18 protein-coding genes and 1 pseudogene are annotated in these 16,372 nt (G+C 59.6%); 8 read left to right on the top strand and 11 right to left on the bottom strand.

What is annotated here, in order from left to right:
• Positions 1-97: 97 nt before the first annotated feature.
• Positions 98-616 (top strand): acyloxyacyl hydrolase, encoded by a 519-nt coding sequence (locus tag PMI26_RS17395; RefSeq protein ID WP_007973874.1) that lies wholly within the window; start codon positions 98-100, stop codon positions 614-616.
• Between the two features lie 132 nt (positions 617-748).
• On the opposite strand, the gene PMI26_RS0129555 is transcribed toward PMI26_RS17395, so the two are convergent.
• The 7 genes and pseudogenes from PMI26_RS0129555 to PMI26_RS17420 all read right to left on the bottom strand — a co-directional run bounded on the left by PMI26_RS0129555 (position 749) and on the right by PMI26_RS17420 (position 6,584).
• Entirely contained in the window at positions 749-1,054 is a 306-nt protein-coding gene (locus PMI26_RS0129555) for a YkgJ family cysteine cluster protein (RefSeq protein ID WP_015096814.1), read from the bottom strand.
• A gap of 99 nt (positions 1,055-1,153) precedes the next feature.
• A complete protein-coding gene (locus PMI26_RS17400) occupies positions 1,154-1,936 on the bottom strand; it encodes an SDR family NAD(P)-dependent oxidoreductase (RefSeq protein ID WP_007973870.1) in 783 nt (260 codons plus the stop codon).
• Positions 1,933-2,028: pseudogene (locus PMI26_RS31540) on the bottom strand (transcriptional regulator); the annotation flags it as partial. The pseudogene PMI26_RS31540 and the gene PMI26_RS17400, both read right to left, overlap by 4 nt.
• A gap of 5 nt (positions 2,029-2,033) precedes the next feature.
• Positions 2,034-3,476: a deoxyribodipyrimidine photo-lyase gene (phrB, locus tag PMI26_RS17405; RefSeq protein WP_007973868.1), complete on the bottom strand. Its 1,443-nt coding sequence runs from the start codon at positions 3,474-3,476 to the stop codon at positions 2,034-2,036.
• A gap of 21 nt (positions 3,477-3,497) precedes the next feature.
• Positions 3,498-4,439: a MerR family transcriptional regulator gene (locus PMI26_RS17410; protein WP_007973866.1), complete on the bottom strand. Its 942-nt coding sequence runs from the start codon at positions 4,437-4,439 to the stop codon at positions 3,498-3,500.
• Positions 4,439-5,398, bottom strand: coding sequence for a YbgA family protein (locus tag PMI26_RS17415; protein WP_007973864.1), 960 nt, complete (start codon positions 5,396-5,398; stop codon positions 4,439-4,441). Before PMI26_RS17415 ends, PMI26_RS17410 begins: the two co-directional genes overlap by 1 nt.
• A 199-nt stretch (positions 5,399-5,597) precedes the next feature.
• Positions 5,598-6,584 (bottom strand): NAD(P)/FAD-dependent oxidoreductase, encoded by a 987-nt coding sequence (locus PMI26_RS17420; protein ID WP_007973863.1) that lies wholly within the window; start codon positions 6,582-6,584, stop codon positions 5,598-5,600.
• 196 nt (positions 6,585-6,780) lie between these two features.
• Here PMI26_RS17420 and PMI26_RS17425 point away from each other — a divergent pair, with 196 nt between their 5' ends.
• Together PMI26_RS17425 and hemH are read left to right on the top strand one after the other, a co-directional pair.
• Entirely contained in the window at positions 6,781-7,683 is a 903-nt protein-coding gene (locus tag PMI26_RS17425) for a TIGR01777 family oxidoreductase (RefSeq protein WP_007973861.1), read from the top strand.
• Positions 7,684-7,696: 13 nt separating this feature from the next.
• Positions 7,697-8,722 (top strand): ferrochelatase, encoded by a 1,026-nt coding sequence (hemH, locus tag PMI26_RS17430; protein WP_007973859.1) that lies wholly within the window; start codon positions 7,697-7,699, stop codon positions 8,720-8,722.
• A gap of 103 nt (positions 8,723-8,825) precedes the next feature.
• Here hemH and PMI26_RS17435 read toward each other — a convergent pair whose 3' ends face one another.
• A complete protein-coding gene (locus PMI26_RS17435; RefSeq protein ID WP_007973857.1) occupies positions 8,826-10,100 on the bottom strand; it encodes a uracil-xanthine permease family protein in 1,275 nt (424 codons plus the stop codon).
• A gap of 2 nt (positions 10,101-10,102) precedes the next feature.
• The gene (gene upp / locus PMI26_RS17440; protein WP_007973856.1) at positions 10,103-10,741 is read right to left on the bottom strand and encodes a uracil phosphoribosyltransferase; all 639 of its coding nucleotides are present in this window, start codon (positions 10,739-10,741) and stop codon (positions 10,103-10,105) included.
• Positions 10,742-10,906: 165 nt separating this feature from the next.
• Between upp and PMI26_RS17445 the strand changes: the two genes are divergently transcribed.
• The 4 genes from PMI26_RS17445 to PMI26_RS17460 all read left to right on the top strand — a co-directional run bounded on the left by PMI26_RS17445 (position 10,907) and on the right by PMI26_RS17460 (position 12,947).
• Positions 10,907-11,464, top strand: a complete 558-nt coding sequence (locus PMI26_RS17445; RefSeq protein ID WP_007973854.1) for a hypoxanthine-guanine phosphoribosyltransferase — start codon at positions 10,907-10,909, stop codon at positions 11,462-11,464.
• A gap of 3 nt (positions 11,465-11,467) precedes the next feature.
• Positions 11,468-11,941, top strand: a complete 474-nt coding sequence (locus tag PMI26_RS17450) for a WbuC family cupin fold metalloprotein (RefSeq protein WP_007973852.1) — start codon at positions 11,468-11,470, stop codon at positions 11,939-11,941.
• Positions 11,942-12,110: 169 nt separating this feature from the next.
• Positions 12,111-12,596: a hypothetical protein gene (locus PMI26_RS17455; protein ID WP_007973851.1), complete on the top strand. Its 486-nt coding sequence runs from the start codon at positions 12,111-12,113 to the stop codon at positions 12,594-12,596.
• 63 nt (positions 12,597-12,659) lie between these two features.
• Positions 12,660-12,947, top strand: coding sequence for a PA4642 family protein (locus tag PMI26_RS17460; RefSeq protein WP_007973850.1), 288 nt, complete (start codon positions 12,660-12,662; stop codon positions 12,945-12,947).
• Positions 12,948-13,066: 119 nt separating this feature from the next.
• Here the strand turns inward: PMI26_RS17460 and mqo are convergent, their stop codons facing one another.
• Positions 13,067-14,575 (bottom strand): malate dehydrogenase (quinone), encoded by a 1,509-nt coding sequence (mqo, locus tag PMI26_RS17465; RefSeq protein ID WP_007973849.1) that lies wholly within the window; start codon positions 14,573-14,575, stop codon positions 13,067-13,069.
• Positions 14,576-15,317: 742 nt separating this feature from the next.
• Positions 15,318-15,557, bottom strand: coding sequence for a hypothetical protein (locus PMI26_RS17470; RefSeq protein WP_007973848.1), 240 nt, complete (start codon positions 15,555-15,557; stop codon positions 15,318-15,320).
• Between the two features lie 204 nt (positions 15,558-15,761).
• Here PMI26_RS17470 and PMI26_RS17475 point away from each other — a divergent pair, with 204 nt between their 5' ends.
• Positions 15,762-16,346, top strand: a complete 585-nt coding sequence (locus tag PMI26_RS17475) for a YajG family lipoprotein (protein ID WP_007973847.1) — start codon at positions 15,762-15,764, stop codon at positions 16,344-16,346.
• The last annotated feature ends 26 nt before the right edge of the window (positions 16,347-16,372 follow it).

Here is a 16,372-nt window from a genome sequence, read left to right as displayed (position 1 = left end):
ATCGGGGTGAACTTCTGATAAATCGCTGACTTCTATAGTTTTGCTGGGCCAGGCAACAAAAAAATCATACGAAATCGTTCGGAAAAGGAAGTTTCTAGTGAAGCGACTATTCTGCTTGGCCGCGATTGCGGCCGCATTAATGGGGCACACCTTTACTGCGCAGGCGGCAGGTGTGGAGTTCGCGGTTGGTCAGACCAGCGATTCGACCATGACGTATCGACTGGGCATGCAATTCGATTGGGACCAGAGTTGGTGGCAGAGCGACGTGGGTCGCCTGACCGGTTACTGGAGCGGTGCGTACACCTATTGGGAAGGTGACGAGAAATCCAGTAATCACAGCCTGTCGTTCTCGCCTGTGCTGGTTTATGAATTTTCCGGTCAGAACGTCAAACCCTACGTCGAGTTCGGGGTTGGCGTGGCGGCGTTTGCCAGTACCGAAGTCGAAAGCAACGATCTGGGCAGCGCCTTCCAGTTTGAAGACCGCTTTGGATTCGGTTTGCGCTTTGCCGGCGGACATGAAGTCGGGATTCGTGCGACGCACTATTCCAACGCCGGGATCACCACTCCGAACGATGGTGTAGAAAGTTACGCATTGCATTACACGATGCCGTTGTAAGACAGCAACGTTGTACTAAATGTGGGAGCGGGCTTGCTCGCGAAAGCAGTGGATCAGTCGACACTTTGATCGACTGATCTGACGCTTTCGCGAGCAAGCCCGCTCCCACATTGGTATTGGGACAACTTCAAATTAGCGATACGCCGTCGAAATCCCCAAGCGTTCGTCGATGCACTCCGGTGCGCCCATCTCGAACTCCCGGCAGATCAGCGGACGTTTTTCGTAGATGGTGCACATCATCGTGTTGCGATCCAGTGCGGCACACCAGCCGTCGTCCAGGCGCAGCATGACTTCCCCGCCCCAGTCATCGGTATCGATGAACCGTTCAGGCACACCCGTGTCGGTGATCAGCATGACTTCGAGCTGGCAGCAACAGGCTGCGCAGGTCGAGCACGTGACTGCGGGTTCCGCGATTTGCGTATGGGGGATGGTTTTCATGCCGCGCAGTGTAAGGCAGTCACCCGGTACTGTGTGAAAGGTCTGACGGACGCCCAGGTATCGGAACGTCCGGGATGCCGCTGCCGATGATGGCGACTTTCAGGGTTGGTCCTTGATCGGTGGCTGGCTGCGCACCATGCGCTTGCCGATCTCCAGTTTCACTTGGTCCGGCCGTTTGGACAGCGGCCAGAGGGCGGCCATGAACGCAGCCGGGAAAGCGATTTCCAGCGGGCGGTCCTTGAGCTTTTCGAAGATGTGTCGCGCAGCTTTCTCCACCGGCCAGCTCAAGGGCATGGGAAAGTCGTTTTTCGCCCTCAGCGGCGTTTCGACAGGCCCAGGGTTGATCACCGTGAGTTCTATGCCTTCAGGGGCCAGGTCGATGCGCAGGGATTCGAACAGGTAACGCAGCCCGGCTTTTGAGGTGCCATACGCTTCTGCCTCGGGCAGCGGCAGGTAAGTGACCGTACTGGCCATGGCCACCAAATGGGGTGCGGTACCGGCACGCAGCAAAGGCAGGGCGGCATCGATGCAATAACTACTGGCCAACAGGTTGGTACGCAACACATGCTCGACAATGGACGCATCGAACTGCTTGGCATCCACGTACTCGCTGGTGCCGGCATTGAGTATCACGGTGTCCAGCGAGCCCCAGTCCTCGGCAATCTGCTCACCGATCTCGCGCACGGTCTGGCTGTTGGTCAGGTCACCGGCCACCATCAGCACTTGCCCCGGATAGCGTTGCGACAAGACTTTCAACTGCGCTACCGAGCGCGAACTGACGGCCAGGTGCGCACCGGTTTTCAGGATTTCTTCGGCCAGGGCCGCACCAATGCCACTGCTGGCACCGGTCAGCCAGTATCGTCGTGCGAGTGTACGACTCATCCCAATCTCCTTTTCAGCCAGGCCATTGCCCGGCCCAATATGGGTAAACATTTATAAAGCAGAGCCCCGGCATCGAGGTAACCCCGGTGGCGGTCATTCATGATCCAACGCCGACGTATTGGCGTGACGGCAGATTTTTGAACGCCGTCAACGCACGCGTACGGGATGTGCTCAAGTCGACGATCGGTGAAGGGTAATCCACCCCACCAAAAAGGCCGCCGAGATTGGCGGGGTTGTGCACGTCTTTTTTATTCAGCCCTGCCAGCTCCGGCAGCCATTGCTTGATGAACACACCTTCGGGATCGAATTTTTCCGACTGGCTCAGCGGGTTGAAAATCCGGAAGTAAGGCGCCGAGTCGGTACCGGTGGAAGAGCTCCATTGCCAGCCACCATTGTTCGCCGCCAGGTCGCCATCGATCAGGTGACGCATGAAAAAGCGTTCGCCTTCGCGCCAGTCGATCAGCAGGTTCTTGGTCAGGAACATCGCCACCACCATGCGCAGGCGGTTGTGCATCCAGCCGGTGGCCAAGAGTTGGCGCATGGCGGCGTCGATGATCGGCAAGCCGGTGCGCGCCTGTTGCCAGGCCGCCAGTTCATCGGGAGCGTTGCGCCAGGCCAGCGCTTCGGTTTCCGGGCGAAACGCACGGTGCCGGGACACTCGCGGGTAGCCCACCAGGATGTGTTTGTAGAATTCGCGCCACAGCAGTTCGTTGATCCAGGTGACGGCGCCTGTGTTGCCGCTTTCGAACTCGCCCTGATTGCTGTTCAACGCGGCGTGCAGGCATTGGCGTGGTGAAATCACCCCGGCGGCAAGATAGGCCGAGAGCTGGCTGGTGCCGGGTTTTGCCGGGAAGTCGCGTTCGTTCTGGTAGTGGTCGATCTGCGCTTCGCTAAAGCTGTCGAGGCGACGTCGGGCTTCGGTTTCGCCGGCCGGCCACAGGCTGCTCAGAGGGTCACCGGGCGTTGCGAAACCTTCGACGCTCAAGGGGACCGCATCGCTGGCAATGTTCAGCGGCGCTTGTTTGTGCGGCGCGCGGACCAGGCCGGGCAGCGAGTGGTGCAGTCGTTCGTAGCAGACTTTGCGGAACTGGCTGAAGACCTGAAAGTAAGTGCCGGTCCGGGTCAGCACGCTTCCCGGCTTGAACAGCAATTGATCGAGGTAGCGGTGAACTTCGATGCCTTCGGCCTGTAGCGCCCGGGCGACCGCAGCATCGCGACGGGACTCGTGAATACCGTACTCATCGTTGAGGTGCAACGCGTCCACCTGCCACTGCCGGCACAGGTTCAGCAAGACGCTGGGCGCGTCATCCCAGCGGGGAGCCTGGCGGATCAGCAGAGGAATGTTCAGATGACCCAGTTCGCGGCTCAGCTCGCGCAGGTTACGCAGCCAGAAGTCCACTTTGCAGGGTGCGTCGTCGTGTTCCAGCCATTGCTCCGGACTCAGCAGATACACCGCCACGCAGGGGCCACGAGCCGCGGCGGCCGAGAGGGCGGTGTTGTCATGTAGGCGCAAGTCGCTGCGCAGCCAGATCAATTGCATTGGGGGATCCATGCGATTCATTTAAATCAGCCTGCATTGAACGAGTGCCTGATGTGCCGACAATGGGTCTTCGGCCAGGTACAAGTCAGTGATCTCGGTGGTACTTGCGGACAACTCGGCGTGGTGGATGCACACCGTTGGTCCGGCAATCATTTTTGGGCAACCGACACCTTTGAAAAGTTTCGGCAGTTGCACCAGATTCATGGCCTTGCTGGAGTACAGCAAAACCCCGCGGGGTTGCAGCAGTTCGACCGCCAAAGCCAGTTCGCCGACAGGCAGCGGCCCGTCGAAGACCTCCACCGGGCAATCCGCGCTGCTGATCAGCCAGGCCGTGAGCCACATCTGAGGTTCCATGGGCAGGTCCGAGTGATTGATCAACAGCATTGGCGCGGTGCGCAACTGACGATTGTTATGGTAGATGCGCGCGCCGAATTTGCTGCGTAGCCAGGCACAAAAAAAGCCCCGCTCCATCTGCGCACCGAATTGGCCCTGCCAGCGTTGCTCCAGAGTGGCCAGCAAAGGCATCAACAATTGCTCGCACAGGGTTCGCGGCGGATACAGCGCCATCGCCTGATTGACGTTGTCATCCAGAGCGCGTTCCTGCAATTCGCTGACTGCCTGCAGCAGCGTTAGCAGCAAGGTGTGCCAGTCGTTGTCGACGGACTCGCTGAATACTTGCGGCGTGTCGAGCAATTCCTTGACCTGGCTGACGGCGACGCCACGGTTGAGCCAGGTGAGGATGGCCTGGATACGTTGTACATGATCGGGCGAGAACAGCCGATGCCCCTTGGGGGTGCGTTGCGGCACGATCAGACCGTAGCGCCGCTCCCAGGCGCGCAGGGTTACGGCGTTGACGCCGGTCAGGCGCGCCACTTCACGGATTGGCAGCCACCCTTCGTCCAGCGCCTTTTTAAAGTCATCGCCGAGGTCTTCGCGGGCGCTGGTGTCGAGTGTCTTTTTCATCAGATGGCGTTTCGCAGGCTGAGGTTTTCCGGGTGCGGTTGCAGATAGACCTGCTGTGCGATGTACGGATCGGGGTGTTGGCGAAAGTGATGTTTGAGCAGCGTCAGCGGCACCACCAGCGGCACGATGCCTTGGTGGTATTGGCTGATCAGCTGTTGCACTTCCTGCTTGTCTTCGCGGCTGATGGCTTGTTTCAGGTAGCCACTGAGGTGTTGCAGGACGTTGGTATGGGTGCGACGGGTGGCGCATTTTTTCAGCGCTGCCATCAGTTCGCTGAAATATCGAGGGCCAAGTTCCTGCGGATCGTTTTTGCCCATGCTGCCCAGTAGATGGCCCAGGGCTTTGTATTGCACCGGATTGTGGGCCATCAGCAGGTATTTGTAGCGTGAGTGAAAGTCCGTGAGGCCGCGCCGGGTCAAGCCTTCCTGGCGTAGCTGCTGCCAGGCGCTGTAGGCGAATACGCGGGTGAGGAAGTTTTCCCGAAGCACCGGATCGTTGAGCCGGCCGTCTTCCTCCACCGGCAAGTCCGGGTGCAGCAGGCAGAAGGCCTGGGCGTAGATCCCGCGACCGCCACTGTCCGCTCGTGTGCCGTTGGCGTGGTAGACCTTGACCCGCTCCAGGCCACAGGACGGGGAGTTTTGCATGAAGATATAACCGCAAATATCCCCCAGCTGCGCTGCCATTTCCCGGCCGTAGGTGGCCAGCGGTTGTGTCACGTTCAGGTTGTGATCCAGGGTACCCACGGCTTCGGGTTGATCGGCACCACTCACCAGTCGAATCGGTTGGCGAGGTACGCCGAGACCGATGGCCACTTCCGGGCAGACCGGGATGAAATCGAAATAATCAGTGAGGGTACGGCTGCACAGCCGCGATTCCTTGTGCCCGCCGTTGAAGCGCACATCGAGCCCCATCAGGCAGGCGCTGATGGCTATTTTCGGTTTAACGGGGACGTGGGACATCGGAACACCTCGAATCTAAACCTGTACAAACATTTGCGTCTGTACAAGATAACTTCATCATAGATTCAAAGTTATACGAGTCAAATTTTTTGTATAGGTTTTTGGGTGCAATGCCCCCTGTAGGAGCTGCCGAAGGCTGCGATCTTTTGATCTTGAAAAACAAAATCAAAAGATCGCAGCCTTCGGCAGCTCCTACGGTTCATTGCAGGTGTTCATGCAAGCGGCGGGCAGCTTCCTGACCGCTTAGCCAGGCGCCTTCGACGCGTCCGGACAAGCACCAGTCGCCACAGGCATACAGCCCCAGGTCGGCATCGGCCAGGGTGCCCCATTCGTGATTGCTGGCGGGGCGGGCGTAGAGCCAGCGGTGGGCGAGGCTGAACGTCGGCGCGGGCATGGAACCGTGCAGCAGTTCGGCAAACGCGCCGTGCAGCTGCTCGATCACCGCTTCCTTGGGCAGGTCGATGTGTTGCCGGCTCCAGGCACTCGTGGCGTGCAGCACCCAAGTGTCGAGAGTGTTGTCGCGCCCGGGTTTGCTGCGGTTGCGGGCCAGCCAGTCGAGTGGGCTGTCCTGGACGAAGCAGCCTTCCATGGGCGTTTCCAGTGGCGTTTCGAAGGCCAGGGCGATGGCCCAGGTCGGGTCCATTTTCACCCCGGCGGCGGCCCCTGCGAGTTTCGGCGCCGATGCCAGCAGAGCCGTGGCCTGCGGCGCCGGCGTGGCGATTACGACGTGGCTGAACGGTCCGTGGGTGAAGCCCTCGGCGTCCTGCAGATGCCAGTGTTCTTCCCCGCGATAGACCTCGGTGATCCGGCAGGCGAAATGCACTTCAAGATCACCGATCAGGGCGCGGGTGATGGCACTCATGCGCGGCGTACCGACCCAGCGGGTCTGCTCGTCCGGCGACAGGTTGAGCTGACCGCCATGGTAGGTGTACAGCTGCGGCGTCCACTCGGCGACCCAGCCTCTGGCCTGCCAGCGTTGGACTTCCGTGACAAAGCGGCGGTCGCGGGCGGTGAAATACTGCGCGCCCATGTCCAGAGCACCCGCATCGCTGCGCTTGCTCGACATGCGCCCGCCGCTGCCGCGGCTTTTATCGAAAAGTTGAACCACATACCCGAGGTCCGTCAGGGCCTGGGCGGCGGAGAGTCCGGCAATGCCGGTGCCAATGATTGCGATAGGTACAGTCATAGGGGCCTCGTTTACCTTTCTGTACAGACTACGCCGGGGTTCAAACCTGTACAATATTGTTTTTTGGTATAACTTTTAGCGTTCTCGTTCTGACAGCTTGGCCTATTGTTAACCATAGAGCCTGCTCGATACCAAAGATCCCTGCTTATAAAAATAGACTAGTGGACAGGGTAAAACGCCACGCGAGGAAGAAGTCATGCACATATTGCTGACCGGCGGTACTGGTTTGATAGGACGTCAGCTCTGCCGGCACTGGTCGGGGCAGGGCCATCGCCTGACAGTCTGGAGTCGCAAGCCTGAAAAAGTCGCGAAAACCTGTGGTGCCCAGGTGCGTGGAATTGCCCGGTTGGAGGATCTTGGGCAGGAACCGGTGGATGCGATCGTCAATCTTGCCGGCGCGCCGATTGCCGACCGACCCTGGACGCACAAGCGTAAAGCCTTGTTGTGGAGCAGCCGGATCACGCTGACAGAAACCCTGCTGGCGTGGCTTGAGCGTCGCGAGCAGAAACCCCGGGTGTTGATTTCCGGTTCGGCTGTCGGCTGGTATGGCGACGGTGGCGAGCGCGAACTGACCGAGGACTCGGGGCCGGTCAGCGAAGACTTTGCCAGCCAGTTATGCATCGCCTGGGAAGAGACCGCGCAACGGGCTGAAGCGTTGGGCATCCGCGTCATCCTCATTCGAACCGGGTTGGTGCTGTCGGCCGAGGGCGGCTTTTTGTCGCGGCTGTTACTGCCCTTCAAGCTGGGGCTGGGAGGGCCGATTGGCAACGGCCGGCAATGGATGCCATGGATTCATATCGACGATCAAATCGCTCTGATTGATTTTCTTCTGCATCGTAACGAGGCCAGCGGTCCCTATAATGCGTGCGCACCCAAACCGGTGCGCAACCGCGAGTTTGCCAAGACGTTGGGCAGCGTGCTGCATCGCCCGGCATTCATGCCGATGCCGGCCTTCGTATTGAAGGTCGGGTTGGGCGAGTTGTCCTTGCTATTGCTGGGCGGCCAACGGGCCACGCCGGTTCGCTTGTTACAGGCGGGTTTCACTTTTCAGTTCACGGATTTGCGTGCGGCTCTGGATGATTTGTCCGCTCGCCTTTGAAATAGGATGTTGCATGACCGATCACGCGTTGCTTCTGGTCAACCTGGGTTCACCTGCCTCCACCTCGGTGGCGGATGTGCGCAGCTACCTCAATCAATTTCTGATGGACCCGTACGTGATCGACCTGCCATGGCCGGTTCGACGTTTGCTGGTGTCGCTGATCCTGATCAAGCGTCCCGAGCAGTCGGCCCATGCCTATGCCTCGATCTGGTGGGACGAGGGCTCGCCGCTGGTGGTGCTCAGCCGTCGCCTGCAACAGGCCATGACTGCCCAGTGGCAGCACGGCCCGGTCGAGCTGGCGATGCGCTACGGTGAGCCGTCGATCGAGTCGACGCTGGTGCGCATGGCTGCGGCGGGGCATAAGCGAATAACCCTGGCGCCGCTTTATCCACAGTTCGCCGACAGCACCACCACCACGGTGATTGCAGAAGCCAAGCGCGTGCTGCGCGAAAAAGGGCTCGATCTGCAACTGTCGATTCTTCAGCCATTTTATGATCAACCGGAATACATCGACGCATTGGTCGCCAGCGCGAGGCCACATTTGCAGCAGGATTACGATCACTTGCTGCTGAGCTTTCACGGATTGCCGGAGCGGCACCTGACCAAGCTCGATCCGACGGGGAAGCATTGCTTCAAGAATGAGGATTGTTGCAAGAACGCGTCGCCAGCGGTATTGGCCACCTGCTATCGCGCGCAATGCCTGCGTACGGCATCGGAGTTTGCCAAGCGCATGGGTTTGCCGGACGGCAAGTGGTCGGTGTCATTCCAGTCGCGCCTGGGACGCGCCAAATGGATCGAGCCCTACACCGAGGCGCGCCTCGATGAGTTGGCCAAAAGCGGCGTGAAAAAGATTCTGGTGATGTGCCCGGCGTTCGTTGCCGATTGCATCGAGACCCTGGAAGAGATCGGTGATCGCGGCAAGGAGCAATTCCGCGCGGCGGGGGGGGAGGAGTTGGTGCTGGTGCCGTGCCTCAACGACGACCCGCATTGGGCGCGGGCGTTGAGTGCGTTGTGCGAAAGGGCGCCGTTGGCGCTTTAAAAGCTTCGCGAGCAGGCTCGCTCCCACAGGGGAATGCATTCCAGACTGTGGGAGCGAGCCTGCTCGCGAAAGATATTTCATTAACAACAAAGCTCTTGAAACACTACAGCAGCGGCTCATTCGCCTTCTTGTGCTTCCAGCTGTCATTGCCCGGCAGGATCAGGTTCAAGCCAATCGCCACCACCGCGCACAGCGCGATGCCTTTGAGGCCGAAGTCGTCCGGCCCGGTGCCGGTGCCGATCAGCACGCCGCCGATCCCGAACACCAGGGTCACCGACACAATCACCAGGTTGCGCGCCTCGCCCAGATCGATCTTGTGGCGGATCAACGTGTTCATCCCCACCGCGGCAATCGAGCCGAACAACAGGCACAGAATCCCGCCCATCACCGGTACCGGAATACTTTGCAGTAGTGCGCCGAACTTGCCGATGAACGCCAGGCTGATGGCGAAGATCGCCGCCCAGGTCATGATTTTCGGGTTGTAGTTCTTGGTCAGCATGACCGCGCCGGTCACTTCGGCGTAAGTGGTGTTGGGCGGGCCGCCAAACAGACCGGCCGCCGTGGTGGCAATGCCGTCGCCGAGCAGGGTGCGGTGCAGGCCGGGTTTCTTCAGGTAATCGCGACCGGTCACGCTACCCACGGCAATCACGCCGCCGATGTGTTCGATTGCCGGGGCCAAAGCCACCGGAACGATGAACAGGATCGCCTGCCAGTTGAATTCCGGCGCAGTGAAGTGAGGAATGGCGAACCAGGGGGCCGCAGCGATCTTCGCGGTATCGACCACGCCGAAGTAGAACGACATGCCGAAGCCGACCAGCACGCCGGAAATGATCGGCACCAGGCGGAAGATGCCCTTGCCGAAAACCGCAACGATCAGCGTGGTCAGCAGCGCAGGCATCGAGATCATCATCGCCGTCTGGTAATGAATCAATTCACTGCCGTCACCGGCCTTGCCCATGGCCATGTTGGCGGCAATCGGTGCCATCGCCAGGCCAATCGAAATGATCACCGGCCCGATCACCACCGGTGGCAGCAGGCGGTCGATGAAACCGGTGCCTTTGATTTTCACCGCGAGGCCGAGGAAGGTATAGACGAAACCTGCCGCCATCACGCCGCCCATGGTCGCGGCCAGGCCGAACTGGCCCTTGGCGAGAATGATCGGGGTAATGAAGGCAAAGCTCGATGCCAGGAACACCGGCACCTGACGCCCGGTGACGATCTGGAACAGGATCGTCCCCAGGCCGGCCGTGAACAGCGCCACGTTCGGGTCGAGACCGGTGATCAGCGGCATCAACACCAGGGCACCGAAGGCCACGAACAGCATCTGTGCACCCGACAGCACCGTGCGCCAGAGCGGATCGTTGAACTCTTGCTGCATGCTCACGCGTCCTTCTGCTTGGTGCCGAAGATCTTGTCACCGGCATCGCCCAGCCCCGGGATGATGTAGCCATGTTCGTTCAGTTTTTGATCAATGGACGCGGTATAGATGATCACGTCCGGGTGAGCCTTCTCGACCACGGCAATACCTTCTGGCGCAGCGACCAGCACCATGGCGCGGATGTCCTTGCAGCCGGCTTTTTTCAGCAGGTCGATGGTTGCAACCATCGAGCCGCCGGTGGCGAGCATCGGGTCGATGATCATGGCCAGGCGTTCGTCGATTTCCGGCACCAGCTTCTCGAGGTAGGTGTGGGCCTCGAGGGTTTCCTCGTTGCGGGCCACGCCCACGGCGCTGACTTTGGCGCCCGGGATCAGGCTGAGCACGCCTTCGAGCATGCCGATGCCGGCACGCAGGATCGGTACCACGGTAATTTTCTTGCCGGCGATTTTCTCGACCGACACAGTGCCGCACCAGCCATCGATATCGTAGGATTCCAGCGGCAGGTCTTTGGTGGCTTCATAGGTCAACAGGGCGCCGACTTCCTGAGCGAGCTCACGGAAATTCTTGGTGCTGATGTCTGCGCGGCGCATAAGGCCAAGTTTATGACGGATCAGCGGGTGGCGGATCTCATGGATGGGCATGGGGAAAGGCTCCGGCGGCGGGCAAAAAAACCGGCCTAGATTAATCTATCCGAGGGTGTTGTCCTATAGACATACAGTACGTTAGTCCACAAACGCTTGATCTGGCCTCGCTTGATGCGTACCTTTGCCCGCTTTTCCCGAATCCGCCATCCCCTGGAGAGCACCATGTCCGCTGATCTCGAGCATATCCGTCAAATCATGCGAGAGGCTGACTGCCTGTACACCGAAGCTGAAGTCGAGGCGGCCATCGCCCGCGTCGGTGCACAAATCAACGATCAACTGGCGGATTCCAACCCGGTGGTGTTCTGCGTGATGAACGGCGGGCTGATTTTCTCCGGCAAGCTGCTGACCTATCTGCACTTCCCGCTGGAAGCGTCCTACCTGCACGCTACCCGCTATCGCAACGAAACCAGCGGCGGCGACCTGTTCTGGAAGGCCAAGCCGGAAGTTTCCTTCATCGACCGTGATGTCTTGATCATCGACGACATCCTCGACGAAGGGCACACCCTGGGTGCAATCATCGACTTCTGCAAACACGCTGGCGCACGTAAAGTGCACACCGCCGTGCTGATTGATAAAGACCACGACCGCAAGGCCCGTCCGGACCTCAAGGCCGATTTCGTCGGTCTGCCGTGCGTCGACCGCTACATCTTCGGTTACGGTATGGACTACAAAGGCTACTGGCGTAACGCCAACGGGATTTTCGCCGTTAAAGGAATGTAAGACATGGATATGCCGCGTTTTCTGGATCAGACCTTGTTCGCCGAGCTGGCGGGGAAAGCCGCGGCCAATCCTCGCGGGCGCCAACACCATAATTTCCATCAGATGGAAGACGCTTGCCATCGCATGGCGGTGGGGCTGCAGCCGTCCACCTATATCCCGCCTCACCGGCACTTGGGCGACAACAAGGCCGAAACCCTGTTGGTCCTCAAAGGCCGCCTCGGCGTGTTGATTTTCGACGAAGCCGGCGCCGTGCTGAGCAAGACAGTTCTGCAGGCCGGTGGCGACTGTGTGGGTGTGGATCTGCCAACTGGCGTATTCCACGGCTTGGTGGTGCTGGAAGCCGATAGCCTGATGTTCGAATGCAAGGCTGGTCCTTACCGTCCTGTCGGTGAAGGTGAGCTGGCGCATTGGGCGCCGCGCGAAGGCGAGCCCGGTGTTGCCGAGTATCAGGCCTGGATGCACGCGCAGTTCGATTGATTTTCTTCCTGTGGGAGCGGGCTTGCTCGCGAAAGCGGTGTGTCAGTCAACATCAAGGCGACTGACACACCGCTTTCGCGAGCAAGCCCGCTCCCACAGGGTGTCGCGTTCACAGCCCCACGTCCGCTCGCCCATGCTAGAGTGCCCGGCCCCGATTCCGGAGCCTGCCATGAACCCTTTTATCCGCAGCTGCGCCGCGCTGTTGCTGACCCTCAGCCTGCCCTTGGCCGCCGCCCCGGCGCCCATGCACAGTCAATTCCTGCCGCCGGACGATCTCACTTTGCGCGCTGCTGATCCCGAGCAGCAGCAACTGATGCAGGTCACCGATTATTCGGTGGTGGTCGGCGCTCAGCGTCAATCCACTCAACAGCCGATTCCGGTCACTTCGCCGTTGCTGATTCGTCTCAAGGGCAAATCCCTGAACAAGGGCGCTAACATCAGTCAGGTGCTGGTCAACTTCGATGGTGAAAGCAAGAGCCTGAAGAAGCCGATTTACGATGAGTCGAGCAAGACCCTGACCCTTTATTACCCGCTGGCGCAATACCGGGTGGTGATCGACTTGCTGCGTAACGAGACGGTGTATTGCCAGTTTCTCAGCTACGCCAATGGCCATGTCTGGGCCGATCTGCATACCGGCAGCACTCGTGCGCGTTGAGCCCTGTGCCTGCGCGGGGGTAAACTGCCCGCCCCGTGAAATGTCTGCGAGCTGGAGTCGGCAATGCGTAAAGATAAAAAACAAGTGATTGGTGACGAGATCGGCGATGAGCAGATCAAGTTGTTCCTCGATTTCGAACCGGTCGACGCGACTTCTCCGTCCCTGCACAAACTGGTCAAGGCTTACCGTGGCCTGCGCATCGACGATTTCGAGCGTTTCCTGACGTTCTTCGTCGAAGCCGGTTACGACGTGAATGGCAAGGATGAGCACGGCAATGACTTTGTTGCCCTGATCAAGGATCAGCGCAACGCGCCGGACTACATCGAGTTGATCGAGAAGGTTCGCGGTTAAGATCCAGAGATCGGTTGTTCCTGTAGGAGCTGTCGAGCGAAGCGAGGCTGCGATCTTTCAAAGGCATAAAAAAACGCCCCGTCCTCAGTGAGAACGGGGCGTTTTTTCATGGGGCCGAATCAAGCGTAGCTTTCGGTCTCGCTGCTGGCTTCAACCAGTTCCAGGGCAACGTTGTTCTGCGTGTTGATCTTGCGATACAACGCAGCGTCGGTTTCCAGAACCTTCTCCCGGGCCGGGAAGATTTCTGCCAGTTTGCCTGCCCATTCGCCCTTGGCTTTGCTCGGGAAGCATTTCTCGATCAGCTCGAGCATGATCGAAACAGTCACCGATGCACCTGGCGAAGCGCCGAGCAGTGCAGCCAGGGAACCGTCCTTGGCCGCGACCAGTTCGGTACCGAATTGCAGGATGCCGCCTTTTTTCGGGTCTTTCTTGATGATCTGTACCCGTTGGCCGGCCACTTCCAGGCGCCAGTCTTCGGCTTTCGCTTCCGGGTAGAAGCGACGAAGGGACTCCAGGCGCTGCTCCATCGACTGCATCACTTCGCTGACCAGGTACTTGGTCAGGTCCATGTTGTTTTTCGCCACGGCGAGCATCGGGCCGATGTTGCCGGCGCGAACCGACAGCGGCAGGTCCATGAAGGAGCCGTGCTTGAGGAACTTGGTGGTGAAACCGGCGTACGGTCCGAACAGCAGCGACTTCTTGCCATCGACCACGCGGGTGTCCAGGTGCGGCACGGACATTGGCGGTGAACCTACGGCAGCCTGGCTGTAGACCTTGGCCTGGTGGTGCTTGACCACTTCCGGGTTGTCGCAGCGCAGCCACTGGCCGCTGATCGGGAAGCCGCCGAAGCCTTTGCTCTCTTCGATGCCCGAGGCTTGCAGCAGCGGCAGTGCCGCGCCACCAGCGCCGAGGAAGACGAATTTGGCGTCGACTTCACGGGTGTTGCCGCTGTTGACGTCCTTGATGCTGACGGTCCAGCCGCCGTTGTTGCGCTTGAGGCCGGTCACGCGCTTGCAGTACTTGACCTGGGCATCGGGTGCGCTGGTCAGGTGCTTGAGCAACTGGTTGGTCAAGGCGCCGAAGTTGACGTCGGTACCATTGATCACTCGGGTGGCGGCAAGGGTTTCGCCGGGGTCGCGCCCAGGCATCATCAATGGCATCCACTCTGCCATTGTCGCCTTGTCTTCGGTGTATTCCATGTCGGCGAAGGCGTGGTGCTTGCTCAGCACCTTGAAGCGTTCCTTGAGGAAGGACACGCCGCTGTCGCCCTGCACGAAACTCAGGTGTGGCACCGGGCTGATAAACGATTTGCACGAGCCGAACGTGCCTTTTTTGGTCAGGTACGACCAGAACTGCTTCGACACCTCGAACTGGGTGTTGATGTGCACGGCTTTCTTGATGTCGACGGCGCCATCGGCTGCCTGCGGCGTGTAGTTGAGCTCACACAGCCCGGCGTGACCGGTACCGGCGTTGTTCCACGGGTTGGAACTCTCCGCGGCACCGGAATCCATCAGCTCGACGACTTCCAGCTTGATCGCGGGGTCGAGCTCTTTGAGCAGGACTGCAAGGGTGGCACTCATGATGCCGGCCCCAACCAGTACTACGTCGACTGCTTCGTTATGCGCCATTTAACGCGTCTCCAAAATCTGCAGCACCAAATTGTCGGCATGGCTGCCAGGTGTTCCGGGGCGTGTCAGTGTGGCCCCAAGGTATCCATGGCAGTATCGCCATGTCCGAATCTTCGCAATTTATCGCAACTTCGACGGACGCTACCTGCCGGGTCTAATAAGAGCCCTATGGACTCATTTCAACGTGCGACTGGCAATTCGACTTATGGTCGATACATCCGTTTGTGCAACCAAATCCGTAGCGGACAGGCTTCAGGCTCCGGTGTTCGAGGAATACTCGGTCCTGTGTCGTTGGGCTGTTGTAGACGCTAATGGTGCATGTTCAGACGCAAAACTATTCATTTGCTCGCCACACTCTTGTGAAGTTGTGAAAACCCGTTTTTTTCACGCTCTTTTGAAGACGTGAACCTCAAAAAGGGCTGTCCCAGCCTGGCACCGTGCCCGGGTGGATTGCCGCCATGGGATACAGGGCAGGCAAAAACGGGCAAACAGCTCAGTGACCGAGCGTAATGACAGCTCTGCAGATTCGCGAAAAGCGGAGGTTTTGCTCAACAAAACAGCAAGCGCGCCAGCTTCACTCGATCTGTGTGGGCGGCTCTCTGTGGGCGGAGCGGGGGGTCAACACAAGCGCATTGACGATGCTGCGAGGCCCGATCAGGAGACGTCCTTATAATCGGGGGGAGATTGTATCTAAGAAACGCAGGGAAATGGTCGTGTTTTATGACTTTTATTAGGTGTTTGGTCAGGTCGTCAGCAGTTGCTGTGCACGCGAGCGTGGCTGGTGCGGTTGCGAAACGACGCGAGCGCCGGCTGGCAGCGGCTGATTCAACCAGTTCAGGCGGATTTCCTCGATTTCAACCCAGCCATCTCCCATGGGCTGCAAGCTGCACTGCTTGAAGGCCTGGCAGTGGCCGTTGCGGTCGAGCTGGGCGAAGCAACGGTGCAACGGGCGTGGCGCGAACAGAGAGATCAGATGGCGCATGGTGAAGTACCGTGTGGGTGATTGCCGGGAAGATTGCCCGTAGGCCGTTACGTGCAAGTGTAGGAGTGGTGACATCTGTGTGACATGAACTGCAGTCCCCAGGGTTTGTCAGAGATTTCATCAAACACTGTGAGGTGCTGGTTCCCCACAGTGGCGCACCGCTATACTGCCGGCCTGTTTGTGCCCGATTCTGGAGAGAAGAGCATGTTGCAACGCCTGTTGTTCGGTTTGATCACTGTGACCAGTTTGACCCTGGTTGGCTGCGCCCACAGCCCGCAACAACTGAGCCCGGAACCCAAGCTGACCGCGCAGTTGGCCCCGGTCGGCCATGGCCAGCCCGTCGTGGTGCGTGTCGTGGACGGTCGCCCGTCGCCGACGCTGGGCACCCGTGGTGGCCTGTACCCGGAAACCAGCGCGATCACCGTGCAGGGCGCGCAGATCCTGCCGAAGCTGCAGGCCCAGGCTGAAGCCGCCGTGCGTCTGTTGGGCTTTACCCCGACGAACAACGCCATGAATGCGCCGCAACTGACCGTGACCCTGGCGGAACTGAAGTACCAGTCGCCCAAGGAAGGCATGTACGTGACCGAAGCCACCATCGGCGCAACGTTCCGCTCGGATGTGCAGAACGCCAACCGTCGCTACAGCGGCCGTTATGGTTCGTCCCTGGACCAGCGCTTCGGCATGGCGCCGAACCAGGAAACCAACACCAAGCTGGTCAGCGATGTGCTGAGCGATGCGTTGACCCGCCTGTTCAAGGACCCGACCGTAGGGCAGATTCTGGGCGAGTAATGCGAGCCCCTGTAGGAGCGAGCCTG

This window comes from Pseudomonas sp. GM33 (assembly GCF_000282295.1).
GTDB classification, from domain to species: Bacteria; Pseudomonadota; Gammaproteobacteria; order Pseudomonadales; family Pseudomonadaceae; genus Aquipseudomonas; species Aquipseudomonas laurylsulfatiphila.
This window is presented reverse-complemented; position numbering and strand designations above follow the sequence as displayed.